This window comes from Polaribacter litoreus (assembly GCF_054584775.1).
This window is the reverse complement of record NZ_JBTLRD010000018.1, coordinates 30,895-56,034: the sequence shown is the minus strand read 5'-3', so window position 1 is coordinate 56,034 and position 25,140 is coordinate 30,895. Positions and strand designations below refer to the sequence as shown.

General features: G+C 29.0%; 23 protein-coding genes. 9 read left to right on the top strand and 14 right to left on the bottom strand.

What is annotated here, in order from left to right; all coding sequences use genetic code 11:
* Nucleotides 1–19 precede the first annotated feature (19 nt).
* Both pfkA and ACW9UN_RS14500 read right to left on the bottom strand, forming a co-directional pair.
* Nucleotides 20–1,006, bottom strand: coding sequence for a 6-phosphofructokinase (gene pfkA, locus ACW9UN_RS14505; protein ID WP_459487060.1), 987 nt, complete (start codon nt 1,004–1,006; stop codon nt 20–22).
* A 169-nt stretch (nt 1,007–1,175) separates the two neighbouring features.
* Nucleotides 1,176–5,540, bottom strand: a complete 4,365-nt coding sequence (locus ACW9UN_RS14500) for a translocation/assembly module TamB domain-containing protein (protein WP_459487029.1) — start codon at nt 5,538–5,540, stop codon at nt 1,176–1,178.
* Nucleotides 5,541–5,796: 256 nt separating this feature from the next.
* Here ACW9UN_RS14500 and tsaD point away from each other — a divergent pair, with 256 nt between their 5' ends.
* Entirely contained in the window at nt 5,797–6,822 is a 1,026-nt protein-coding gene (gene tsaD / locus ACW9UN_RS14495) for a tRNA (adenosine(37)-N6)-threonylcarbamoyltransferase complex transferase subunit TsaD (protein ID WP_459487028.1), read from the top strand.
* Between the two features lie 64 nt (nt 6,823–6,886).
* Nucleotides 6,887–8,740, top strand: coding sequence for an LTA synthase family protein (locus ACW9UN_RS14490; RefSeq protein ID WP_459487027.1), 1,854 nt, complete (start codon nt 6,887–6,889; stop codon nt 8,738–8,740).
* Between the two features lie 2 nt (nt 8,741–8,742).
* On the opposite strand, the gene ACW9UN_RS14485 is transcribed toward ACW9UN_RS14490, so the two are convergent.
* Together ACW9UN_RS14485 and holA are read right to left on the bottom strand one after the other, a co-directional pair.
* Nucleotides 8,743–9,195 (bottom strand): DUF1569 domain-containing protein, encoded by a 453-nt coding sequence (locus ACW9UN_RS14485; protein WP_459487026.1) that lies wholly within the window; start codon nt 9,193–9,195, stop codon nt 8,743–8,745.
* Nucleotide 9,196: 1 nt separating this feature from the next.
* Nucleotides 9,197–10,198, bottom strand: coding sequence for a DNA polymerase III subunit delta (holA, locus tag ACW9UN_RS14480; RefSeq protein WP_459487025.1), 1,002 nt, complete (start codon nt 10,196–10,198; stop codon nt 9,197–9,199).
* 102 nt (nt 10,199–10,300) lie between these two features.
* On the opposite strand from holA, the gene ACW9UN_RS14475 reads away from it, so the two are divergent.
* Both ACW9UN_RS14475 and ACW9UN_RS14470 read left to right on the top strand, forming a co-directional pair.
* A complete protein-coding gene (locus ACW9UN_RS14475) occupies nt 10,301–10,744 on the top strand; it encodes a type I restriction enzyme HsdR N-terminal domain-containing protein (RefSeq protein WP_459487023.1) in 444 nt (147 codons plus the stop codon).
* 46 nt (nt 10,745–10,790) lie between these two features.
* Nucleotides 10,791–11,789: a glycosyltransferase family 2 protein gene (locus tag ACW9UN_RS14470; protein ID WP_459487022.1), complete on the top strand. Its 999-nt coding sequence runs from the start codon at nt 10,791–10,793 to the stop codon at nt 11,787–11,789.
* Nucleotides 11,790–11,799: 10 nt separating this feature from the next.
* Here the strand turns inward: ACW9UN_RS14470 and ACW9UN_RS14465 are convergent, their stop codons facing one another.
* From ACW9UN_RS14465 to nusB, 8 genes are all read right to left on the bottom strand, one after another.
* On the bottom strand, nt 11,800–12,420 hold the full coding sequence (locus tag ACW9UN_RS14465; RefSeq protein ID WP_459487021.1) for an L-threonylcarbamoyladenylate synthase: 621 nt from the start codon (nt 12,418–12,420) through the stop codon (nt 11,800–11,802).
* 67 nt (nt 12,421–12,487) lie between these two features.
* Complete coding sequence (locus ACW9UN_RS14460) at nt 12,488–13,189, bottom strand: response regulator transcription factor (RefSeq protein WP_459487020.1); 702 nt, start codon at nt 13,187–13,189, stop codon at nt 12,488–12,490.
* 10 nt (nt 13,190–13,199) lie between these two features.
* Nucleotides 13,200–14,756: a sensor histidine kinase gene (locus ACW9UN_RS14455; RefSeq protein WP_459487019.1), complete on the bottom strand. Its 1,557-nt coding sequence runs from the start codon at nt 14,754–14,756 to the stop codon at nt 13,200–13,202.
* Between the two features lie 124 nt (nt 14,757–14,880).
* Complete coding sequence (coaE, locus tag ACW9UN_RS14450) at nt 14,881–15,471, bottom strand: dephospho-CoA kinase (protein ID WP_459487018.1); 591 nt, start codon at nt 15,469–15,471, stop codon at nt 14,881–14,883.
* Nucleotides 15,472–16,410, bottom strand: a complete 939-nt coding sequence (locus tag ACW9UN_RS14445; RefSeq protein ID WP_459487017.1) for a YbbR-like domain-containing protein — start codon at nt 16,408–16,410, stop codon at nt 15,472–15,474. It lies immediately after the preceding gene.
* Between the two features lie 102 nt (nt 16,411–16,512).
* Entirely contained in the window at nt 16,513–16,806 is a 294-nt protein-coding gene (gene yajC / locus ACW9UN_RS14440; RefSeq protein WP_459487015.1) for a preprotein translocase subunit YajC, read from the bottom strand.
* 15 nt (nt 16,807–16,821) lie between these two features.
* The gene (locus ACW9UN_RS14435; protein WP_459487014.1) at nt 16,822–17,280 is read right to left on the bottom strand and encodes a DUF1573 domain-containing protein; all 459 of its coding nucleotides are present in this window, start codon (nt 17,278–17,280) and stop codon (nt 16,822–16,824) included.
* 53 nt (nt 17,281–17,333) lie between these two features.
* The gene (nusB, locus tag ACW9UN_RS14430; protein WP_459487013.1) at nt 17,334–18,272 is read right to left on the bottom strand and encodes a transcription antitermination factor NusB; all 939 of its coding nucleotides are present in this window, start codon (nt 18,270–18,272) and stop codon (nt 17,334–17,336) included.
* A gap of 146 nt (nt 18,273–18,418) precedes the next feature.
* Here nusB and ACW9UN_RS14425 point away from each other — a divergent pair, with 146 nt between their 5' ends.
* Nucleotides 18,419–20,173, top strand: coding sequence for an ABC transporter ATP-binding protein (locus tag ACW9UN_RS14425; protein WP_459487012.1), 1,755 nt, complete (start codon nt 18,419–18,421; stop codon nt 20,171–20,173).
* A 74-nt stretch (nt 20,174–20,247) separates the two neighbouring features.
* Nucleotides 20,248–20,607 (top strand): PUR family DNA/RNA-binding protein, encoded by a 360-nt coding sequence (locus ACW9UN_RS14420; RefSeq protein ID WP_459487011.1) that lies wholly within the window; start codon nt 20,248–20,250, stop codon nt 20,605–20,607.
* Nucleotides 20,608–21,179: 572 nt separating this feature from the next.
* Here the strand turns inward: ACW9UN_RS14420 and ACW9UN_RS14415 are convergent.
* Nucleotides 21,180–22,220 carry a chorismate-binding protein gene (locus ACW9UN_RS14415; protein ID WP_459487010.1) on the bottom strand — a complete coding sequence of 347 codons (1,041 nt, stop codon included), beginning with the start codon at nt 22,218–22,220 and terminating at the stop codon, nt 21,180–21,182.
* A gap of 3 nt (nt 22,221–22,223) precedes the next feature.
* On the bottom strand, nt 22,224–22,640 hold the full coding sequence (locus tag ACW9UN_RS14410; RefSeq protein ID WP_459487009.1) for a PaaI family thioesterase: 417 nt from the start codon (nt 22,638–22,640) through the stop codon (nt 22,224–22,226).
* Between the two features lie 72 nt (nt 22,641–22,712).
* Here ACW9UN_RS14410 and ACW9UN_RS14405 point away from each other — a divergent pair, with 72 nt between their 5' ends.
* From ACW9UN_RS14405 to ACW9UN_RS14395, 3 genes are all read left to right on the top strand, one after another.
* Nucleotides 22,713–23,198, top strand: a complete 486-nt coding sequence (locus tag ACW9UN_RS14405; RefSeq protein ID WP_459487008.1) for an IS1096 element passenger TnpR family protein — start codon at nt 22,713–22,715, stop codon at nt 23,196–23,198.
* A 146-nt stretch (nt 23,199–23,344) separates the two neighbouring features.
* Complete coding sequence (locus ACW9UN_RS14400; protein WP_459487007.1) at nt 23,345–24,244, top strand: ABC transporter ATP-binding protein; 900 nt, start codon at nt 23,345–23,347, stop codon at nt 24,242–24,244.
* A gap of 16 nt (nt 24,245–24,260) precedes the next feature.
* Nucleotides 24,261–25,106: an ABC transporter permease gene (locus ACW9UN_RS14395; RefSeq protein ID WP_459487006.1), complete on the top strand. Its 846-nt coding sequence runs from the start codon at nt 24,261–24,263 to the stop codon at nt 25,104–25,106.
* The last annotated feature ends 34 nt before the right edge of the window (nt 25,107–25,140 follow it).

Sequence of the window (25,140 nt, the reverse complement as noted above, 5' to 3'; positions counted from 1 at the left end):
TTATACTTAATTTAAAATGTTATGTGGTCATTATGTCTGACACACGTATTAATTCTTGATTTATTTCTGATTTTCCTTTTACTGCTTGCTCTAGATGCGTAACTGCAATTTTATCGCTAATTAAACCCACCATTAAGTTTGTTTTGCCTTTTATCAAATCCTCTACTGCTCTTACACCCATTCTACTTGCTAAAACTCTATCAAAACAAGATGGTGAGCCCCCTCTTTGCATGTGTCCTAAAACCGATACACGAACATCGTACTCTGGCATGTGTTCGTTTACATAATCTTTTAATTCAAAAACATTTCTACCTGTTTTATCGCCTTCAGCTACCACTACAATACTAGATGATTTTCCTGACTGTTTACTCCTTTTAAGAGAATCTACTAAACGTTCTAACCCTAAATCTTCTTCAGGGATTAAAATTTCTTCTGCACCTGCTCCTACTCCTACATTTAATGCGATATGACCAGCATCTCTACCCATCACTTCAATAAAAAATAATCTATTGTGAGAGGAAGCTGTATCTCTAATTTTATCAATTACATCTACAACTGTATTTAATGCTGTATCGTAACCTAAAGTATGAGTGGTACCAAAAATATCGTTATCAATTGTACCAGGAATACCCATAACAGGAAAGCCATACTCTTCATTAAAAACCAAAGCTCCTGTAAAAGTACCATCTCCACCAATGGCTACTAACGCATCAATTTCGGCCGCTTTTAGGTTATCGTAAGCTTTTTTTCTACCTTCTTTGGTCATAAACTGTTTGGACCTTGCAGACTTCAAAAAAGTTCCTCCTTTGTTAATAATACCCTTTACACTTCTAGCATCAAGATTTGTAAAATCACCTTCAATCATCCCTTCATAACCTCTGTAAATACCAACACATTCTATTTTATAAAAGGCACAAGTTCTTACTACAGATCTAATTGCTGCGTTCATGCCTGGAGCATCTCCTCCAGATGTCATGACTCCTATTTTTTTAATTTTCTCCATAATTTATGATGTAAATTTACTGCTTTTTAATGATTTAAAATAAAAAAACTACGAAAACGTTATAGGCTACAAACCCTTTGTTTTAAAGAGAATAATAGTCTTTTAAAACCGAAAGCGTTTGCGTTTATCTACTTGTTTTTATTAAATTCTTTAAGGTTAAAAAAAACTTACTTTAATTGCCTTCGAAATTAATTAATTTGTTTGTTTTTTGTTTAAGAGTATCTGTTTTAACTCTTTTTTTCTTTATGCGTTCTTTTTCCTTTTTTAAACCAATTTTTCGAAGTAAACCAGATAATGTGTTAAAGTTTACTTGATAAGAAAATCCTGCTCCTTGTGTATAGCCTTCTTCTTGTTGCGAATATTGAATTTCGTTTTGTCGATTAAAAATAACTCCTCTAAAATTTCCTTCAGTATTCAATAAAACTTCAATTTTTACTTCACCTATAACACTAGATTGAGTTTCAGAACCAACAGGAACCCCGACTTTACCATTAATTATTACCCTATCACTTAATTGCGTACTTACAGATAAATCTACTTGATTGTCTATATTTAAACGATCAATATCGTTAACTTCTCCTTGCTGATAATCTAAACCTAACTGAAACTTACTATCTGGACTATTTAACAAGCTAGAAAATGCCCCTGCAATTGCACTTGAGGCTGTACCTGCCAGAGTATTATTTACATCAAAACTAACTCTATCTGGGTTTCTAAATGAGCCAAAAGCCAGTAAAGATATAAACTGTGTTGTTTTTTCGTTTACGTTATTATCATTTAAAATAAACTCAAGCTCACTAGCTATGGTAGGGTCTACATTGGTTAATTGAATGTCTAATTCTTGTTTTGAATCAAATAAGCCCCCTGTTATTCTTGTAACTAAATCTATCTCTTCTTTTCGATTGGTATTAAAGTTTTGCAATAAAACACCTGGGTTTGCTTTAGCTTTATAAATGGCTGTTACGTCTAAATTGGCTTCATAAGGGTTACCACTCCAAGATACTGTGCCTCCTTTTTGAATGATAAAGGGTTTGTTGATAATGCCTCCATATTTAAAATCATACACTCCGTTGTCTATTCTAAAATCTCCAAACATATTAAATTTTCCTCTGGTATTTATACGTATTTGAAGATTTCCAGCACCTCTACCAGTTAACTGACTACCATTCTCTTCATCTATTACTACTTGTGCTTCTGCATCTTTAGTAACCTCTATGTCTATGTTTAAGTCTAAGCCTTTAATGGCTTCTTTGGCAAGTTCTCTTTGCCTTTCTTCGGTATTGGTTTTATCGGTTTTAAAATGAATTAAACTGTAACTATCTACAGTTTCTACGTCTTTTAAAGGTACTACAAATGTTGTATTCGGATTTGTTTTTGCATTTACATCAATTGTAATTTGATCTGTTAAACCTGTTATAGAAACTGATCCGTCCATAAATATGGTACCATAATAAAGGGCTTCTTCACTATCTTTAGTATCAAGAGCTACTAAATTGTCTGTTAGAATTTCTAAATCTAAAAACCATTGCTCAAAGTTTTGATGTGTAATACTTCCTAAAAACTTACCTTTAGATTTATATTTGGTGTCTAATAAATTAATTTCATCTAAAATAAATGATTGCTGATCTAGAGATATTGTAGCATCACCTGCAAAATCATAATCAACATTTAAATACGGAAATTTTAAACCTGCATTTTTAAACCTTAATGTACCCTGCATCTCTGGGTTTCTTAAAAAACCTCTTAAATTAAAATTACCAGTTACACTGCCTCTTAAAGATGAAATTACATCTTTGCCTAAAGGGCTAAATGCTTCTAAATTATACTCTTCTAAAAACACTTCGAGATCTATTAAAGGTCTTGTATTTGTAAAATCTAAATCTCCTGTTGCTGCAATACTTTTTACTTTTTCGTTTTTAATGGATAAGTCTATATCATATTTTTCGTAAGAATTATCTCCAATAATATTGATAGCCAATTCTCCTTGTTTAAAGTTATTTACTTCAAAATCTTTAATAATTAAAGCGGCTTCTGGTTTGTAAATATTATCATTCTGAATAAAATCTAGATTTCCAGAAACTTTACCTTTTAATGCCAAACTATCTATTTCTGGTAAAAAACTTTGTAGTTTTACTTTGGTAAAATCTGCTGATAGATTTTTTTCTGTTGTACCTTTTACACTTCCTTTAAATTTAATTTCTTGTTCGCCAGAAATCAATTTAAACGGACTAAAGTTAAAGTCGTTATTTTTTAAATCGAAGGTGATTTTATGGGGATTATTGGCATCAGGGTTAATGTTCCAAGCGGTATTTTTGATACTAAAAGTAGATTTTTCAAAACCTACAACAGATTTTTTATCGCTATTAATGGTATAATAAAAATCTAAATTAAAATTTTCGTTGTTTTGTAAACCGCCATCAAATTCTGATTTAAAATAAAGGGTATCATTTTCGGTTTTGTTGATAAGGTTTAGTTTTGAAACCTTGTAATACTTTGTATTAACCTCTGATGCAGTTAAATGCGAGTTATAAAAAGGGTTTTGGTTATCTGTTCGTAATAAAATATCTTTCAATTCGTTTCCGTACACATCTATTCGTGGCGATGAAAATGTAAGTTTTAACTGATTTTTATTGGAAGCCACTTTTCCTTTTACTTTGGTGTTATCATCAATATAAACTTCGGGAAAAAATACATTTACCACTTGGTTGTAAACTGTAAAATTAAAATCTAAAAACTGATTTGGTGCAACTTTATATGGTTGATAGTTGGTGTAAATACTACCCAAAGCATTTTGGGCTACTTTAGACACTTCTGAAAACGTAAATTTACCTGTAACATATCCTTCTGCAATATCTTCGGATATCAGTTCTATAGTTTTGATACTGTCTTTTAATGATGACAATACTTTAAATTCTTTAAAACGAAACTGTTCTTTTTGATTGGTATAAAAAACGTCTTTAAAAACAGCATTACCTATAATATCATCAAACGTGTTACCTTCTATATCTAACTCAATTAACCCTTTTAAATCGGCAATACTATCTCTAGTAAAAAGGTTGGTTTCTTTTAAATTTAAATAGGTTATGGCTGATTTAAAATCGAATTTATGAATTTTAGAAGATAAATCTGCCAAGCCATTAAATTTCATTTTAAAATTTTGATCATCTATAGTTAACTCACCATCAAACTTATTATTTTGATACTCGCCATTTGCAGAAATATTACTGTAGCTATAATTTTTGAATTGAAATTGCGAAATATCTCCTATAAATTTGGTGTTTACATTATCGAGCTTAAAACCACTTCCGTCAACATCGCCTATTAAAGATATTTTTCCGAACAAAGGATCGTTAAAAAATTTACCAATATCAAAATTCTTAAACTCTATTTTTCCATCATAATTGGCGTAATCAATATTGTCTATATCTAATATCTGTAAATCTGAAATTGCTGCACCAATTTCTGAATTTACTTTAATGTTGGCTTGTATTTGTTCTGGAGTAACTTTTACAAGGCCGTTAATGTTAAATTTACCCAATTTATCGAATTCTGATGGTAAATTTTTGCCCAATACACTAGGTAAAACACCTCTTAACTCTTTGTAAGTGGCTGTTAAGTTATCTAAATTGCCTTCAAAAATAAAACCTCTTTCTGTATTCACAGAATTCACAAAAAATAAATCGCCTTTAACTTTAAGTCCTTTTTTAGAATATAAATTTAAATTATGTACGCCAAAATTATTTAATTTACCATCTAATTTTCCTGTTAAGGTAAGTACATCATTTCCATTTAACTCTTTATAAAATTTTTTAATATCTTGTATGGCAACAGTACTATTTTTAAAATCTGCATTTATTTGAACCTTATTATTAAAGTCTGCCAAATCTTCTCTTTTGTAAGCAAAATGAATATCGGCTTTAATATCGGTATTTTTGGTTTGTAAGGTAGTTTTTACAAAATGCATTGCTGTTTTAGAATAAGAAAAATCAGTAGTTAAATTTGCAACCTCTAATCCGTATTTGTCTGTAAAATGCAAGCCTCTTATTTTCGATGAAAAGTTGGGCCCTTCAATGGCTAAATCTTGTAAATTTCCAACGGCGTTATTTACATTATAATTTACAGAATCTTTTAAATTTGCATTGGTTATTCTGTAATTTAAGTTATTTACATAAACATTAGATGTTTTTAAAATAAACGGATTTAATGTAGTGTCTTTTCGCTTACCACTATTAAATGAAGCTATAAATACAGCTAGATTATCATCATCTTCACCTTTATATTTTTTCATATAAAAAGATGCATCTTCTAAATAAATACTTTCTAAATTAACTTCTCTGTCTAAAATTCGTTTAGCGTTAAGTAAAGAAGTTTGTAATTTATTGACAAAGATTAGGGTATCTTTATGATGATCTCTAATTTGTACTCCTTTTAGCTGCACACTGCCTAAAAGCGAAAAATCAACTTTATCTATTGTTAAGTCAGTACCAAAATCTTGATTGATTTTATTGGTGTAATAACTCCCTATTTTAGTTTGCACAGCAGATATAGAAAGCAAAATACTAATCAACAACAAAAAGAGTACAAAGTACCCTAGCCGTTTTAGTAATTTTTTTCTTGTTTTTTTGATAAGTCTCGCCGTATTTACAGAAATTGAATATTTCTTAATAAGAATCAAAAATATTGCCAATTCTTACAAAGAACGTGCAAATTTAACAAACTATTAAATATCTATGCTTAAAAATTAGAAGCATCGCTAAATTTATACTTAATTTTGCTATTCTTTAACTTTTATAATGAGCAAATCAATTTACATTTTAGGAATAGAATCTTCTTGCGATGATACTAGTGCTTCTGTAATTTTTAACGGTAAAGTATTAAGTAATGTTGTTGCAAATCAAGAGGTACACTCTAAATATGGTGGTGTAGTTCCAGAATTGGCATCAAGAGCACACCAACAAAATATTGTACCAGTTGTACAGCAAGCTTTAGTACAAGCAGGTGTAACAAAATCGCAATTATCTGCAATAGCCTTTACACGTGGTCCTGGCTTAATGGGCTCGCTTTTAGTGGGTACTTCTTTTGCCAAATCTTTAGCATTGGGGTTAGAAATACCTTTAATTGATGTAAACCACATGCAAGCGCATATTTTAGCACATTTTATTGAGGATGCCAACAGCATAAAACCCACTTTTCCTTTTATTTGTTTAACCATAAGTGGCGGACATACACAAATTGTAAAAGTGAGTGATTATTTTAAAATGGAAGTTTTAGGTGAAACTATTGACGACGCTGTGGGTGAAGCGTTTGATAAATCTGCCAAAATTTTAGGCTTGCCATACCCTGGAGGTCCATTAATTGATACATATGCAAAGTTAGGAAACCCAAAAGCATTTACATTTACCAAACCAAAAGTAAGCGACTTAGATTTTAGTTTTAGCGGTTTAAAAACAGGAATCCTTTATTTTATACAAAAACAACAGCGAACAAACCCTAATTTTATTGATGAAAATTTGAATGATATTTGTGCATCAATTCAATACACTATTGTAGAAATTTTAATGGATAAACTAAAAAATGCGGTAAAAGAAACAGGAATTAAACACATTGCTATAGCTGGTGGAGTTTCTGCAAATTCATCTATTAGAGAACGTTTACAACTGGCAGAAAAACATTTTGGATGGACAACTTACATCCCTAAATTTGAGTATACTACAGACAATGCTGCCATGATTGCCATAACAGGATATTTAAAATATTTAGATAAAACCTATGCTGATGTTTCAGTTACTGCAAAAGCACGATTAAAAGTGATAGACTAACTTTTTGCTTATAATTTTTTTACATTAAATTAATGTTATTAATTTGTAAAAAAATTAATAGGTTTTGCAAAATTTAAAGAACAGACTTTTATTTAATTTACAATATTTTTTATTTTGGATAATTTATTTTGTATTTGCACGCTTGTTTTTTGTGTTGTATTATGTAGATAAAACACAAGAAATCGGTTTAACAACTACCCTAAAAACATTCGTATATGGTTTACGCTTAGACGCTGCATTTGCTGGCTATTTATCTGTAATTCCATTTTTATTGATCATTTTTTCAATATTTATCAATAATAAAATCATACCAAAGATTATACAATGGTACACTATTGTACTTATTATTTTTATCACCTTATTATTGTTGATTGATGCTGGTCTTTATCAAGCTTGGGGTGTTCGTTTAGATACGTCACTTTTAACCTATTTGAATACACCAGAATTGATGATTGCCTCTACCTCTGCTTTTCAATTAATTTCTGGCTTATTAGGATGGTTTTTTATTTTCTCTATATTTATAGTCCTATTTAACAAATTTTATTTCAAAAATTATAAAAACATCAAATCAGGAACTTGGCTAGAAGTCCCATTTTTTCTGCTACTAACAGCTGTTTTAATTATACCTATTAGAGGTGGTTTGCAAACCATACCTGTAAATCAAAGTAATGTGTATTTTTCTAATAAAATGTTTGCCAATCATGCTGCCATAAATTTTGTGTGGAATTTTTTTAACACACTAACTCACAAAACAGATGGTACAAATCCTTATGTGTATTTTGATGATATAACTGCTTCAAACATCATCAAAAAAACTAAAAACAAGCTTTTAACAACCGATATTGATTCTGTTTTAACTAAAGATAAACCAAATGTTATTTTAATTCTTTGGGAAAGTTTATCTGCAAAAGTTGTGGGAAGTTTAGGTGGCGAACCCAATGTAACTCCTAATTTGAATAAATTATCAATGGAAGGAATTCTATTCACCAACTTTTACGCTAATGGAGATAGAACCGATAAAGGAATTCCAGCCGTTTTAAGTGGCTACTACCCACAACCTGTTAAAAGAATTATGCGTATGCCAAACAAAACCAGAAGTTTACCCATGTTGCCTAAAAAAATGAAAGATTTAGGATACGAAACTTGGTTTTATTATGGTGGAGATTTAAATTTTGGAAATATGAATACCTATTTACGAAATGCAGGTATTGAAAATTTTGTGGATGGTAGCGCGTTTAACGCTAAAGATTGGAATTCTAAATGGGGAGCTTATGATGATGTTTTTATGAAACGTTTTGCCAAAGATTTATCTAAAACACAAAAAGAACCCTTTTTTAAAATAGCATTAACACTTTCTAGCCACGAACCTTACGAAATAAAAGGCGAGTATGTTTTTGGTGATGATACGCATGATAATTTGTTTAGAAGTGCACATCATTATACAGATCAAGTAATTGGTGATTTTATTGATTTTGCAAAAAAACAACCTTGGTATAATAATACCTTGATTGTAATTATGGCAGATCATGGAAATCGTTTGCCAATTCACAAAGGTCCTTATGATTCTCCTAAAAAATTTCAAATTCCGATGTTATGGTTGGGTGGTGCAGTGAATCAAAACATAAAAAAAATACCATTTATTTCTAGTCAAGTTGATTTTTCTTACACTTTACTAGACTTATTAAATGGTGATAAAAAAGACTTTATTTTTGGTAAAAATATTTTTAATGCATCTAGTGATAATTATGCTCACTATGTTTTTAATAAAGGATATGGCATTTTAAATAAAAACGGCACTTTTATTTACGACTATATTAGCAAAAATACTATCTTAGAAAATGGGTTAACCAATACATTAGATTCTCTTGGTAAAGCAATCACACAGCAATCTTATCAAGATTTTTTAGACAGAAAATAATCTTAAACACCAAACTGTTGTAAATGGTGATCTAGATGTTTATAAAATAAATTATTCCATTCTTTAGCTGTTAAATTGCCGAAAGAAGGAGAAGCTTTACCTTCAAACTCTTTTTCGCCAAGTTGTTGTGTTTTGTTGATAAATTCTATTAAACGTTTCTTTTCGGTTTCAAATTCTTTTTCATCAACAATTAAAAACTGAGGTGCAGTTCTGCTATTTTTAGGATAAGGCTTTGTACCCACAACTGCTTTTTTTACAAAAGCTTTTAACATAAACTTTACAAAAGTATTTGGTTTTGGGTGCTTATTTGTATACACCATTTCATAAGTTACGCAACAGTGGGCTAACATTTGTGCTACAGACATTTTACCCCAATTGGCTTGTGTTTTTGGTGTAAGTTTTTCTATTCTATTGATAACCTGTTGTGTTACCTCTTTTGTAAAAATATTTTTCATCTTAATGTAAAATTTTAAATACCAGTTCTTTTAATATATCTGCTTGAGTTTGGCTTGCCCCAACACCTTTACTTTTAACATCTGCATCTCTTAAAAAAGCAATTACTTGCGCTACTTTTCGCATCGGATAATTTCTTGACGCAGCAAAATAATCATCAATAAAATAAAAACTAACCCCTAAAGCTTTAGATACAGCACTTTTAGATTTATCTTGTAAGCCATGAAATAACAACAGTTTTGTAAAAAAGTTATTCAGTAAAGAAATGGTCATTACTGTTGGATTGTTCTTAGGATTTTCTACAAAATAATTGATAATTCTGTTTGCCTTTAAAACGTTTTTAGCACCAATTGCCTTTTGTAACTCAAAATTATTAAAGTCTTTAGAGATTCCGATATTCTCTTCAATATGTTGGTCGTTTATAATGGTTTCTTTGGGTAAAATCAGCATTAACTTGTCCAATTCATTGGCAATTTTACTTAAATCTGTACCCAAAAACTCTACTAACATTTGCGCGGCTTTGGGTTCAATTTGATAATTTTTTCCGCTTAAAACCCTGCGAATCCAATCTGAAACTTGATTATCATACAGTTTTTTACTTTCATAAATCAAGCCAGATTTTGCAATTGCTTTATGTAGTTTTTTTCGTTTGTCTAACTTTTTATACTTGTAGTTTATAACCAACACAGTTGTAGGCTGTGGGTTTTGTGCATAAGAGAGTAATTTTTCTATACTTCTGCTTAAATCTTGTGCTTCTTTAACTATAATAACCTGTCTTTCTGCCATCATTGGGTAGCGTTTGGCAGCAGCTACAATATCTTCTATACTTGCGTCTCTACCATACAAAACTTGCTGATTAAAGCCTTTTTCTGCATCATCTAAAACTGTACTTTCTATATAATCTGAAATTTTATCTATATAATAAGGCTCTTCACCCATCAAAAAATAAATGGGTTTTATATTTCCTTTTTTTATATCTGAAACTATGGTTCTTATTTCGTTCATTAAGGTACTCTAGCGTTTTCTAAAAGAAAAAGAATTCAATTATATTGTTGATATCAGTTTGTTATTTGAAATTAAAACAAGATGTTTTATTACTTTTGATTAATGATAAAACTGAATTTACCAAGTTATAATTTCAAGCTCAAAAGTAGCGAAAATAGAACGCTTATTTTTGATAATTTAAGAAAAAAATATGTGGTTTTAACTCCCGAAGAATGGGTGAGGCAAAATTTTGTATCTTTTTTAATTGATGTAAAAAAATATCCAGCCTCTTTAATTGCTATAGAAAAACAGTTGACCATCAACAACCGAAAAAAAAGAACAGATATTCTGATTTTTGATAAAAAGGGAGCACACAATATTATTGTAGAATGTAAAGCACCACATGTAAAAATAACCCAAGCTACTTTTGATCAAATTGCACGTTATAATTTAAAATTAAAAGCCAATTACTTAATAGTAACCAACGGTTTAGCGCATTTTTATTGTAAAATGGATTTTACTAATGAAACGTATATTTTCTTGCACGAAATTCCTAATTATAATTAAGATAAAATTAGAACTTAACTGATTTTTAAAATGTAAATTCGCAACCTTGAAAACCGCAATTGTCATATTAAATTGGAATGGTAAACAACTTCTTGAACAGTTTTTACCTTCAATCGTAAATTTTAGTTTACAGCAAGCTGATATTTATGTAGCTGATAATGCTTCTACTGACGACTCTATTACGTATGTTCGAAATGTTTTTCCTTCAGTAAAAATTATAGAAAACGCCATAAATGGTGGTTATGCAAAAGGGTATAATGATGCTTTACAGGCTGTTGACGCAGAAATATTTTGTTTAATTAATTCTGATGTAGAAGTTACCGAAAATTGGCTATCCCCTATTCTAAACGTTTTTAAAAGTGATGAAAATACAGCAATTATTCAGCCTAAAATTTTAGATTATAAAGATAAAACCAAATTTGAATATGCAGGTGCAGGTGGTGGTTTTATAGATTTATATGGCTACCCTTATTGTAGAGGGCGCGTTTTTAATCACTTAGAAAAAGATACCGCTCAATTTGATGATATTTCGGATATTTTTTGGGCTTCTGGAGCGTGTTTTTTTATTCGTTCTAAAATATATCATCAAATCAATGGCTTTGATGAAGATTATTTTGCGCATCAAGAAGAAATTGATTTGTGTTGGAGAACACAAAATATTGGGTACAAGGTTAAATATGTTGGCACTTCCACTGTTTATCATGTAGGTGGTGCAACTTTACAAGAAACAAATCCTCATAAAACTTATTTAAATTTTAGAAATAGTTTATTAAATGTTGTAAAAAACGTACCTAAAAAGTGGTTTTTGTTTGTGGTTTTTTCTCGTTTGATTTTAGACGGAATTGCAGGTCTTAAATTTATCTTAGAACTTAGACCAGTACACACTTGGTCTATTTTAAAAGCGCATTTAAGTTTTTACAAAAACTTTTACAGGTTTTTAAAAAAACGTAAAATATTAATAAAAAAACAAGATTATAATTTACACACTAGTATTGTTTGGCAATACTTTGTTTTGGGTAGAACAACGTTTAAAGATTTAAAATAAAGTAGTTGTTTTATAAAATATCTAAACTTCCTTTACCTTCTCTAATAACTTCGGGTTCAGAATTGGTAAGATCTATAATTGTAGATGCATAATTATCTCCATAACCACCATCAATAACAATATCAACTTTGTTTTTCCATTTTTCAAAAATCAATTCAGGATCTGTTGTGTATTCTAAAACATCATCATCATCTCTAATAGATGTTGAAACTATTGGGTTTCCTAACGTTTCTACTAAAGTTCTTGCAATATTATTATCGGGTATTCGAATACCCACCGTTTTTCTTTTTTTAAATGGTTTGGGTAAGTTTTTACTACCAGGTAAAATAAAAGTATAGGGCCCAGGTAAAGCTCTTTTTAAAAGTTTAAATGTTGGTGAATCTATTTGTTTAACATAATCGGATAAATTGCTTAAATCACTACAAACAAAAGAAAAGTTTGCTTTCTCTAATTTTATGCCTTTAAGTTTTGCTATTTTTTCTAAAGCCTTTGTATTTGTAATATCGCAACCTAAACCATACACAGTATCTGTAGGATAAATGATTAATCCACCATTTTGTAGTACTTTTATTACTTTTTGAATCTGATTTTCATTAGGATTCTCATTGTAAATTTTAACAAAGTCTGCCATATTACAAAAATTTTAAAAAACTCAACTTTGCTTAAAGCTGAGTTTTTTTTATAAGGAAGTATTCTTTTTATGATTTATCTACCAGCCTGAAACCTTCTCCGTGAATATTTAAAATTTCTACATTTTCATCGGCTTTTAAATATTTACGCAACTTAGCTATATAAACATCCATACTTCTAGAAGTAAAGTAATTATCGTCTCTCCAAATTTTTGTTAAGGCTAATTCTCTTGGCATCAAATCATTTTTATGAATGGCTAACATGCGCAATAGTTTACTTTCTTTTGGTGAAAGTTTTGATGGCTCTCCTTTTTCGCCAATTGACAAATGACGTAATTTAGAATTAAAGAAAAAAGAACCAATTTTAAACTCAAACTGTTCTGATTCTGCTGTTTTATCAGTTTCTTTACGTTGTAAAATTGCTTTAATTTTATGCAATAAAACTTCAGAATCAAATGGTTTATTCAAATAATCATCTGCACCTACAGAGTATCCTTTTAAAACATCTTCTTTTAATGTTTTTGCTGTTAAAAAAATAATTGGCACTTCTTTATTGGTTGCTCTAATATCTTGTGCTAAAGAAAATCCGTCTTTTCTTGGCATCATTACATCTAAAATACACAAATCGTAATCGCTATTTTTAAACATAATTAGGCCCTCAATACCATCTTTTGCATGCGTAACGTTATAATCGTTTAATGCTAAATAATCTTTTAAAACGGTTCCAAAATTCGGATCGTCTTCTACTAATAAAATTTTTCTACTTCCCATTTCTATACTTTTAAATTAAAGGTAATTTCACTGTAAATATGCTTCCTTTTCCTTTTTCGCTTTCAACAAAAACTGTTCCATAATGTTTTTCTACAATTTCTTTTACATATGCTAAGCCTAATCCATGACCTTTTACATCATGTATATTTCCTTTTTGCTCTCTGTAAAATTTATCAAAAACATGTTTTTGAACAGCTTTACTCATTCCAATTCCTTCATCTTTTATTTTAACAATAAAAAATTTATTAGTGCTTTCTGTATATACATCTAATGCAGGTGCACCTTCTGTATATTTAATTCCGTTTTCTAAAATATTAACAAATACGTTGGTTAAATGGAATTCGTTACCAGATATTTCTGTTGTTATGGCTTCGAAATGAGTATGTATAACGCCTTTTTTATCTTTAATCAATAAACTTACATGGTTTATTGCGTCATCTATTACGTCGTGCACATCAATGGTTTCCTTACTTATTTCTAATTGATTTTTTTCTAATTTAGAAATACGCAGTACGTTTTCTACTTGCGTGTGCATTCGTTTATTTTCGTCTTTAATCATATTAATGTAACGCAAAACCTTTTCATTATCACTAATAATTTTTGGGTTTTTTATAGAATCTATAGCCAAATTAATGGTGGCTATTGGTGTTTTAAATTCATGCGTCATGTTATTGATAAAATCTGTTTTTATTTCTGATATTTTCTTTTGCTTAATTAGTTGATACAAAGAACTTGAAAAAGCAATAATTATAATAAAAATAAAAAATAAGGATAGTAATAAAATACTGGATATTCCCGATAAAATATGATTGTCTTGTTTTGGAAAAGTGATGTACAAAATGTGCTCAGGGTTTCCTTCTGAATCTGAAAACAACTCTCGTTTATAACTACCTTTAGGATTTATGGTATAATAACCAGATTTTAAAGGAGTGGCTAAACCATCTCTTGTGTAAACTCCATATTTAAAATCTAAATTAATATCTCTTTTTCTAAGTTCGTCTTTTATAGTAGCATTTAACTCTCTATTGCTTACTCTTTGGTTTATTGGATTATGCTTTTTGTAACTTTTCGAAATTTCAGAAATTTGTCCATCTTCAAGAACTTTCATTCTACCTGTAAAAGAATATCTTTTTTCATCTACAGAATTCAAGATATCATCTGCTGATTTTATAAATCTTGTCTGTGCAAAATCTTTTTTACCAGTAACTCTAGTAAAAATTATTTTTTCATCGTCTAAAAAATCTAATGGAATTTCAAAATTTTCTTCTAAAATAGTGGTTCCAAACGTAATTTTTCTGTTGTTTGTGGTATCTATTTGCTGAAAAAGATAATTTTTTATTTGTGCATTATCTGCTATTGATTTGGTTTTTATAAAATCTTGAACTTGTAATCGAATTTGCTCTTCCTCTTTTTCATTAATTCTTTCGGCAACACTACCTAAAGATTTTTGTACATCGTTCTTAAACTGTGCTTTCTTACTCTCCAATGCATTGTTAATCCAATACAGTTGAACTGCAATAATTCCTATCAAGGAAATACTCATTAAAACCACAATAAGAACAAACATTTTTTTGCGCATAAATCAAAGTTAAGTTTTAATAAAATGGTAAATCGCGTTTTTAACGTTGATTAACAAATTTAAAGTAAATTTAAGAGTGTTTTAACAAAAACGCTGAAGATATTTAAACGATTTAAGCGTTAACTGTTAAAATATTATGGATTCTTTGCACTTGAAGCGCTGTCTCTTCAAGGTTTTCGTTTGTAATAATGTAGTTAGATTGTAGCATTTTTTTGTGGTCATGCCACTGGTTTTTCATCCTATCTAACACCTCTTTTTTGGTTGTTTTATCTCTAGAAATTACACGATTAATTTTTGTATTTACATTAGCAATCACAGTAATTATAATATCGCAAAAAAGATGACTATTACTTTCAAACAAAATGGCATTTTCATAAATAAGATATTCTTTTTTATTATGTGTTTTGATAAAATTTTGAAAATGTTTTTTAACTTCTGGATGTACAATACTATTTAATAGGGCAAGTTTTTCTTTATTTTTAAATACAATATCAGCAATAAATTTTCTATTTAATGTATCTGCTATATAAGATTCTTCACCAAAATTTGCAATCAATTTTTCTTTGATTTCTTTTGAAGAATTCATTAGTTTTTTTGCTTCTACATCTGCAATATAAATTGCATTGTTTTTATGAGTTGCAAACATTTTTGCAACTGTGGTTTTACCACTGCCAATACCACCAGTTAAACCAATTATTTTCATTTATTTTTGAATTAAAAAGTCTATTTTTTTCGGATTTATTTTAAAACTTTTCACAAAGTCTGGCTTTACAACTACTTTTGGAATTAAGTAGTCTAAGTTATTTTTTTCCGAAAAACGATAATCACACTCCACTTTAAACGATGCTTCTGATACTTTTACAAAATTAGACAAAGCTACAACAAAACCGATTTCGATATTTTGGGTAAGTGTTGTTAAGTTGGTGTTTGCGGGTATATTTTTTATCGTAAAAGGCACTTGTAATTTTCCTTCGGTAAACTTATCAACTTTACCAGAAATGGTTACATCTGTATTTTTAAACTTTAAATTTTTAATTTGTTCTGTTTGTTCTATGCCAACTTTTTTATTAAAATTAGATTTCACATCTTTAAATGTTAACTTTTGTAAATTAAGATGATTGATTTTTGATAGTTGAGATTCTGGCCCTGATACTATTATAGAATCTGGTGTAACTTCAATGGCATCTAACAAATCATAACCTATATGATAATCAATTTCTAAATTGGGTTTTAAAGCTATTTTTTTTGATGTTAATAAACCTAGATCTAAATAGATCGTATCTCGAATAATTTCTTGTAAATCTACACCAGACAGTAACTGACTCTGAACTTTTGAATACTGATTATCTAACAAAAAAAAGAATTTAGATTTATTTTTTCTTCTCAGTTTTGAGGCATCAAGCTGAATGGTTTTTTGAGAAAATTTTGTTCTTAAAATCTTAAAACCAGAAGCTTTTATAACTAGGTTTATTTCTTTAACAGGTGTTTGTTGCAGCAGTTTATCTTGTGCAATATTTGTATATTTAACAGGGTAACTAATTACGGCTTTATATTCTTTAGAAAAGGTAATTAAGAGCCATATTAAAGATGATATTACTAAAAAAGTAAAAAAAGTTTTCGGTATTTTTTTAATAGCTTTCACCAATAGATTATATTTTATTGCAAAATACTTAAAAAGGCTGTAAACAAAAAGTGAGCTTTATCTAATTATAGAAAAAGCTCACTTTATATGTTTTTAAAATAATTATTTTTTAGCGGGTGCTAAATATTTATTAGTGAGTTCCATTGAAATTGCTGAACGCTCAAATCTTATTTTTCCAGCACCAGTTTCTATAGTAACCGTGTTGTCGGAAGAATTGATTTCTGAAATTTTTCCGTGAATACCACTTGTAGTGACTACTTTTGTGCCTTTTTTAATTTCTGCTAAAAATGCTTTTTCTTTTTTTTGTTTACTCATTTGTGGTCTTATCATAAAAAAGTATAAGACTAAAATCATTGCTGCGAAAGGCAAAAAACTAGCTATTGTTCCTGAATCCATTATTTAAATTTATTATTATTCTTTTGGTGTAACCATACCTTTAAGAGTTAAAATTTCTCTTCCAGTTTCGGTATTTGTAATTAAGGTAATATTTTTTTGTTGTCTATTTTTTTTACCATTGGTATTAAACCTAACCTGAATTTCTTCTGTTTGACCTGGTTTAATTGGTTTTTTAGGCCATACAGGTACTGTACAACCACAAGTAACTTTTGCATCTGTAATTACTAAATCTGTTTTCCCAGAGTTGGTTAGCTTAAAGGTGGTTTCTACAATATCACCTTCATTTACAGTACCAAAATCATATTCTTTGGTTTCGAAAGAAATAAGCGCTGCTCCTTCTTTAATGGCTACATCTCTATCTTTAGCACTTGATAAGTTTTCTTTATTAATCTTTGCTTTTGCGTTGCTTTTACCACAAGATACTATGGCAGTTGTAATTAGTAAAAAGGCAAATAAATAAGTTAGTTTTCTCATAATAATAGATTTATTTTTGTAAAAATAATAAATAATTGTTAGTCTGTAGAATGTTACAACAAACCTCTACCTATTTTAACAATTCTTTTATCTTTTAAAAATTCTTTAGAAATTTTATCTAAAACACCGTTTATAAAGTAACTACTTTTTGAGGTAGAGTAATCTTTTGCAATTTCTATATACTCGTTAATAGTGACTCTTACTGGAATTGATGGAAAATTTAAAAATTCTGAGATTGCCATTTTTATAAGTATCATGTCTATATCAGCTATTCTATCAGTTTCCCAATTAGGTGTTTTAGCGGTTATATCTTCTTCATAGGTTTTATGCTTTAAAATGGTTTTTTTAAATAAATTTGAAACAAAAGCTTCATCATCTTCATCTTTATACAAACTACCTAAATTAAAGGGTTTATTGGGCTTGCATTTGCTTAATGTTTTTACTACCCAAGTATTTACAAACGGAATATCATCTACCCAAGAAATCATTTTATCTTCGTAATAATCTGCTAGTTTTTCATTTGGTGCAATTATTTCTTTGAAAAAATCGATAACAAAAGCTTTATCTACTTTTGCTGAATCTTCTAAAGTATCTAAATATTTTTTGTACAAATTACTTTTTTGTAATTCATCAAAAATAATTTTTACATACTCATCATCTTCTTCCCAATGGTTTAATTTATTCAACTCTACATAACTCTCAACACTAACACTTTCTGCTATAAGGTTGATGATTCTGTTGTCTATAAATTTGGTGTTAGGCTTTAAATCTTGCTGCGTTGCAAGTATTTTCTTTTTAGACAATGCCATTTTCTTTGCGGCTAGTTTTTGTACTTCAATTATTAATTGAAAGTTTAAAACATACAAATCAAACATTTTTAAAATGCTGTGTTTTAAAAATTTTTCTTCTCTAATAATATCATTATTATGAGACTGCTGCATTGCATATACAGATTGCATTACTTTAACTCGAATATGTCTTCTGTTAATCATTGTAAAGAACTTAAAAAGCTTTTATTTTTGCGTTGCAAAAGTAGTATTAATTTATTTTCTTAATAGTACTTTTTTAATTCTTTTTTAAGAAAAATTATCTTTTTGAAACTTGTATCTTCGTACTTTATTTTTACTAAATTTTTTCTTTGAAAGCACTTCAATACTTAAATAAATATTTTTCGAAATACAAATGGCGTATTATCATAGGTTTAATAATTACCATATTATCTAAACTCTTAGCTTTACAAGTACCCAAACTTATTAAACAATCTTTTAATGTTGTAGAAGATTACCAAAATAACACCATTACAGATGTTAATGTTGTAAAACATGAGTTGCTTATAAATGTACTTATTATAGTAGCAGTTGCTTTATTAAGCGGGTTCTTTACCTTTTTAATGAGACAAACGCTTATTGTAACTTCTAGATTGATTGAATTTGATCTGAAAAACGAAATATATCAACAGTACCAAAAACTTTCTCTCAACTTTTATAAGCAAAATAGAACTGGAGATTTAATGAACAGAATTAGCGAAGATGTTAACAAAGTACGCATGTATGTTGGCCCAGCTGTAATGTATACTATGAATATGTTGGTGCTTTTTGCTGTTGGCTTTACACAAATGATTCAGGTAGATTTAAAATTAACATTGTATACCTTAATTCCTTTTCCGCTTTTATCAATATCTATATTTGTTTTAAGTAGGGTGATACATAAAAGAAGTACCATTGTACAACAATATCTATCTAAATTAACCACTTTTAATCAAGAATTTTTATCAGGCATAAATGTGGTAAAATCTTACGGAATTGAAACTTCTATCATTAAAGATTTTGATGAAATTTCTGATCAAAGCAAAGAAAAAAACATCAATTTACATAAAGCAAATGCACTTTTTTTTCCTTTAATGATTTTATTGATAGGGATTAGTAATTTAATCGTAATTTATGTAGGTGGTAATTTATATATAAATGGTGAAATAAAATCCGGGGTTATTATAGAATTTATGCTCTATGTTAATATACTAACTTGGCCAGTAGCTGTTGTAGGTTGGGTAACCTCTATGGTGCAACAAGCTGAAGCATCACAAGCTAGAATTAATGAGTTTTTAGAAGAAGTACCCGAAATAGAAAACACAAATAAAGCATCAACAGAAATTTTTGGAAAAGTTACTTTTAAAAATGTAAGTTTTACTTATGATGACACAAATATTACGGCATTAAAAAACATTAATTTTACTGTAAATCCTGGAGAAACTTTTGCCATTTTAGGAAAAACTGGTGCAGGAAAATCTACTATAATCGAACTAATTTCTAGGCTTTATGACACCACAGAAGGTGAAATTTTATTAGATGATCAACCCATAAAAGAAGCCAATTTAAACGATATTAGAAGTCAAATTGGTTTTGTTCCTCAAGATCCATTTTTATTTTCTGAGACAATTGGAAACAACATTAAGTTTGGAAAAGAAAACGCAACCAAAAATGAAATTATAGAAGCCGCAAAAAACGCTGTAGTACACAATAATATTGTTGATTTTGCTAAAGGATACGACACCATTTTAGGAGAACGAGGTGTAACCCTTTCTGGAGGGCAAAAACAACGTGTTTCAATTGCAAGAGCCATTATTAAAAATCCTAAAATTTTAATTTTTGACGATTGCCTATCTGCAGTAGATACAGAAACTGAAGAAAAAATACTATCTAATTTAGAGCGTGTATCTAAAGACAAAACTACTTTTATTATAAGTCACAGAGTATCATCAGCAAAAAATGCTGACAAAATTATTGTACTAGATAATGGTAAAATAGCACAACAAGGAACTCATAATCAACTTATAAATCAAGAAGGTTATTATAAGAGCTTGTACGAACAACAACTTTTAGAAAAAGAAATTTAAGGTTTAACGTGGCTACATAAAATATTTTGTTAGATTTGTAAGCACAACAAACAACAATTACTATTATTAAGATTATGGCAGAGAGAGTTGAACAGGAAGAAATTTTTTCGCAAGTATTAAGAGCTGGAAGAAGAACCTATTTTTTTGATGTTAGAGCAACAAAAGCAAACGACTATTATTTAACAGTTACAGAAAGTAAGAAATTTACCCATGATGATGGTTCTTTTCATTATCAAAAACATAAAATTTACTTATATAAAGAAGATTTTTCAGATTTTCATGAAATGTTAAAAAAAGCTACAGATTACATAGTAGCCGAAAAAGGAGACGAAGTAATTAGTGAGCGTCATCAAAAAGATTACAAAAAAGATGAAATAAAAGAAGAAACTAAATCTGCACAAAGTTTTACAGATGTTTCTTTTGACGATATTTAACAGTGTAATACTGTTTGTATACCCCTTTTTAAATAGAAATATTTAAAAATACAATACCAGACTTAATTCAAATTTATTTTACACTTTACGAAAACAGCAGACTCAAATGAGCTTGCTGTTTTTATTTTATACCCTTATTTTGATTAAAAAATAATCGCGAACATTTAAAAAGTAAATTAACGTAATTTCGATTTAAGAACCACTGATTATTAGTATTTCATAATTTTTATTCTTTAAGACGAATGCAATTTCTGCTGAAACGAAGAACTTTGAATTTAAATTTGAGATTTCTCAGTCACGCCATTTGCTTCGCTAGGTACTTTTAATAAAATTTATTTTTTACCTCAGTAATATTCAAAATTATAATCGACTGTTTTTCAAAAAAAATCAACCTGCATCAACCTAAAAATATATATCGAATTTATGTTAAATTACACTATAAAATGCTGCAAGGTCTTTTTTTTACCTTATAGCTATTCATAAATTAGTTAAAAAACACCTAAAAGACACCTAAAACCTTGCAGAAAAACGTACGTTTTTGGTGATCAATACACAAATAATCGAACTAAGCTTTATAAAACTTTTTTCATAGTTATACTTTTAGAAACAGTCTCCTCCCACTCTTTTTCGGCATCACTATCTTTTGTAATACCACCACCAATATAAATTGAGGCAATATTATTATGTATTTCCATACATCGTAAATTCACAAAAAGCGATGATTTTTGATTGATATTTAGCTCACCTAAAAAACCAGTATAAAAACTTCTATTATAATTTTCGTTTGCTAAAATAAACTCTTTTGCGCTATTTCTTGGTAAACCACAAACCGCAGGTGTTGGGTGTAAAGCTCTAATTATAGCATTTAAATCCGATTTTTTATCTAAAACACCTTCTACTTTTGTTCTTAAATGCAATAAACTTCCAGCTTTAATGGTTTCAGTTTTATCAATTTTTAAATTTGATGCAATATTTACCAATTGATTTTCTATAAAATCTGTTACCAATTGTTGCTCTTCTAACTCTTTACTTTTCCAAACCACTTCTTTTTTAGATTCATACACTTGGGTTCCTGCTAAAGACATGGTTTTAAAACTGGCACTTTGCATTTGTAAAAGTGTTTCTGGAGTAGCACCAAACCACAAACCTACTTTTGGATGAAACCAAACAGAAACAAATGCATTTTGATAACTTTTTAAAAGCTTTTTATAGATTTTTAACAAATCGAAATCAACAATATTAACCGTTTCTTTTCTTGAAATAACCACCTTTTTCAAATCGCTATTTACAATTTTCTGTATTGTTTTTTTTACAATTGAAATGTGGCTTTGTTTAGATGTTTCATCATTTTTGAAGGTATTATTTTCGAATTCTAAATTATCTAAAACCAACTTTTCAGTAAGAAACTCAGATTTTTCTGAAGCAAACAAAATGGCTTTTTCATTAGCATCAAAAGGTGCAAACACAAAACCAGATTCAGAAAAATTTGTACTAAAATTCAAACTATCATCCATCATAAAAAAACCAGAAATAGTATTTCTTTTTGGTTTTCTATATACAACAAATGGTAATTTTGAATTATAAGAAGTGGCAATTTTATCAAAAATATTCATTCACTATTTTTTATCTAAAACAATGTTGGTTAGCTTACAAATTGATATCAACTGGTCGTTTTCATCAACAACTTTTATTTCCCATAAATGGGTAGTTCTCCCTTTATGAATGGGTTTTGCAGTAGCATAAACTGTGCCTTGTTTCTTACTTTTTACATGATTGATACTGAGCTCAATTCCTTTAACTATTTTAATTTTAGTATCTACAAATAATGCAGAAGCACAACTGCCCACAGTTTCTGCTAAAGCAGCTGTTGCACCACCATGTAAAAGTCCATAAGGTTGATGAACGCTAGAATTTACTGGCATTTTAGCAGTTACAAAATCTTTACCTACATCAACAAACTCCATATGTAAAGTTTCCATCAATGTATTTTTATTAAGATTATTTAAAGCAAAAAGCGTTTTGTCAATATCCATTTATAAGAAGTTTATCTATGTAAAAATACGCATAATTTATTGTATTTTTGCAATCCAATATTTAAGAAATCTATGTACAAAATACGTGTTATTTTAGATACCAAAGAAGATGTAATTAGAACCATTTTAGTTGATGATAATATCAATTTAGAAAATTTGCATTATGCTATTGCTAAAACATTTGGTTTTGAAGGCCAAGAAATGGCATCTTTTTACAGAACTGATGACGAATGGAATCAAGGTGATGAAATTCCGTTATTTAATATGGCTGAAGCTGGTGAAGAAGTTTCAATGCAAACTTGCGTTCTAAAAGAAACACTGCCTGAGCCAAATGACAAACTTATTTATGTGTACGATTTTTTAAATATGTGGACTTTTTATGTTGATGTTATAGAGATATCAACAGAAAAAAGAAGCGATTTACCAAAAACTATTCTAGAAGTAGGTAAAATTCCTGATGAAGCTCCTGAAAAAGAATTCATTGCAGATAATCTTAACGATGAAGATGCTGATGATGAATTTGATATTTTTGATGATTTTGATTTTAATGAGTATTAATTTTTCCGTGTAATCGTTTATCTGTTTAATTAGCTAGTGATACGTTTTTACAACGAAAGAATTACACTTTTAAACAATTCAACATTTTCTAGTAACAAAATTGTATTTTAGTCGTCATACACATATAACTGACTAAATCAATTTCTTTGGAAACAATCTTATCGCTTAAAAATTTAGACAAAAAATATGGAGCAGTACATGCTGTAAACAACCTATCTTTTGATATTAAAAAAGGAAATGTTTACGGTATTCTTGGCCCAAATGGCAGTGGAAAATCTACCACTTTAGGAATAATTTTAAACGTGGTAAACAGAACTTCTGGCGAGTTTTCTTGGTTTGACGGAAAATTATCTACGCACGAAGCCTTAAAAAAAGTAGGTGCAATTATTGAGCGCCCTAACTTTTACCCTTACATGACTGCTATTCAAAACCTATCGCTAATTTGCAAGATTAAGGGCATCTCTACAGAAAAAATTGATGAAAAACTAACCACAGTAAATCTTTTTGAAAGAAGGTATAGCAAATTTAAAACTTTTTCTTTAGGTATGAAGCAACGTTTAGCCATTGCATCTGCTTTGTTAAACGATCCTGAAATTTTAATATTAGACGAACCTACAAATGGATTAGATCCGCAAGGAATTCATGAAATTCGTCAAATCATTAAAAAAATTGCTGCAACTGGCACTACAATTCTTTTAGCTTCTCACTTGTTAGATGAAGTAGAAAAAGTATGTAGTCATGTAGTTGTCATAAGAAAAGGCGTAAAATTATATGCTGGTAGGGTTGATGAAATGACAGCCTCTCATGGTTTATTAGAGTTAAAAGTTGAAGAAAACGAAGAAGAACTAATTGAGTTTTTAAAAAATCATACAGCTATTTTAAAGATCAATAAAAATCATGAAACAATTATTGCAACATTAAATCAAAATGTATCAGCTACAAAAATCAATAAAGAATTGTTTGATAAAGGATTTGTTTTAAGCCACTTAGTAAAACGTAAACCTAGTTTAGAGCAGCAATTTTTAGATTTAACAAACAACAACTAACCAAAAAAACAAAGTCATGCTTAGACTTCTTACTATAGAATTCCACAAACTAAAATACAACAGCGCCAGTAAAGTATTATCGATCATATACTTTGGGTTATTAACATCAATTGCATTAATTGCAGCCATAAAATTTGAATTTGGTAGCTTTAAATTGCATTTGGCAGATGCTGGTATCTTTAATTTTCCATATATCTGGCATTTTAACACCTATATTGCTGCTATTTTAAAGTTCTTTTTATTGTTAGTAATCGTATCTATGATGTCTAATGAATATAGCTATAAAACTTTAAAACAAAATTTAATTGATGGTTTAAGTAAAAAGGAATTTATTTTATCTAAATTTTATACGGTTATTGCTTTTGCAGCCATTTCAACAGTATTTGTTTTTGTGGTTTCGTTGATTTTGGGCTTGTTTTACTCTGATTATAATGAATTTGCAATTATTGTGTCAGATTTAGAGTATTTATTCGCTTTTTTTATAAAACTAGTTGGTTTTTTCTCTTTTGGATTATTTTTAGGAATATTGGTAAAACGCTCTGCTTTTGCTGTTGGAGCAATGTTTGTATGGCTTATTTTAGAAAATATGTTAAGAGGTTTTCTGTTTTGGAAATTCAATGAAAATGAACACACAAGTAAAACTGTAGATCAGTTTATGCAATTTTTACCACTAGAATCAATGGCCAACCTTATCAAAGAACCTTTTTCAAGATTAGGTGCTGTAAGATCAGCTGCAAATACCATGGGTGAAACATTTAGTAAAAGTTATTCTGTAGATTTATCAAACATTTTAATTGTTTGCTTTTGGACATTTTTATTCATATTTCTATCCTATAAACTACTTTTAAAAAGAGATTTATAATTTTTTAACAATACTTAAACTTTTTTTGTAAATA

Excerpts from the sequence above, each read along its gene's own strand:
- tsaD (WP_459487028.1), top strand. The coding sequence starts at position 5,797 with ATGAGCAAATCAATTTACATTTTAGGAATAGAATCTTCTTGCGATGAT.
- ACW9UN_RS14485 (WP_459487026.1), bottom strand. The coding sequence starts at position 9,195 with ATGAAAAATATTTTTACAAAAGAGGTAACACAACAGGTTATCAATAGA.
- holA (WP_459487025.1), bottom strand. The coding sequence starts at position 10,198 with ATGAACGAAATAAGAACCATAGTTTCAGATATAAAAAAAGGAAATATA.
- ACW9UN_RS14475 (WP_459487023.1), top strand. The coding sequence starts at position 10,301 with ATGATAAAACTGAATTTACCAAGTTATAATTTCAAGCTCAAAAGTAGC.
- ACW9UN_RS14465 (WP_459487021.1), bottom strand. The coding sequence starts at position 12,420 with ATGGCAGACTTTGTTAAAATTTACAATGAGAATCCTAATGAAAATCAG.
- ACW9UN_RS14460 (WP_459487020.1), bottom strand. The coding sequence starts at position 13,189 with ATGGGAAGTAGAAAAATTTTATTAGTAGAAGACGATCCGAATTTTGGA.
- ACW9UN_RS14455 (WP_459487019.1), bottom strand. The coding sequence starts at position 14,756 with ATGTTTGTTCTTATTGTGGTTTTAATGAGTATTTCCTTGATAGGAATT.
- coaE (WP_459487018.1), bottom strand. The coding sequence starts at position 15,471 with ATGAAAATAATTGGTTTAACTGGTGGTATTGGCAGTGGTAAAACCACA.
- yajC (WP_459487015.1), bottom strand. The coding sequence starts at position 16,806 with ATGGATTCAGGAACAATAGCTAGTTTTTTGCCTTTCGCAGCAATGATT.
- ACW9UN_RS14435 (WP_459487014.1), bottom strand. The coding sequence starts at position 17,280 with ATGAGAAAACTAACTTATTTATTTGCCTTTTTACTAATTACAACTGCC.
- nusB (WP_459487013.1), bottom strand. The coding sequence starts at position 18,272 with ATGATTAACAGAAGACATATTCGAGTTAAAGTAATGCAATCTGTATAT.
- ACW9UN_RS14420 (WP_459487011.1), top strand. The coding sequence starts at position 20,248 with ATGGCAGAGAGAGTTGAACAGGAAGAAATTTTTTCGCAAGTATTAAGA.
- ACW9UN_RS14415 (WP_459487010.1), bottom strand. The coding sequence starts at position 22,220 with ATGAATATTTTTGATAAAATTGCCACTTCTTATAATTCAAAATTACCA.
- ACW9UN_RS14410 (WP_459487009.1), bottom strand. The coding sequence starts at position 22,640 with ATGGATATTGACAAAACGCTTTTTGCTTTAAATAATCTTAATAAAAAT.
- ACW9UN_RS14405 (WP_459487008.1), top strand. The coding sequence starts at position 22,713 with ATGTACAAAATACGTGTTATTTTAGATACCAAAGAAGATGTAATTAGA.
- ACW9UN_RS14395 (WP_459487006.1), top strand. The coding sequence starts at position 24,261 with ATGCTTAGACTTCTTACTATAGAATTCCACAAACTAAAATACAACAGC.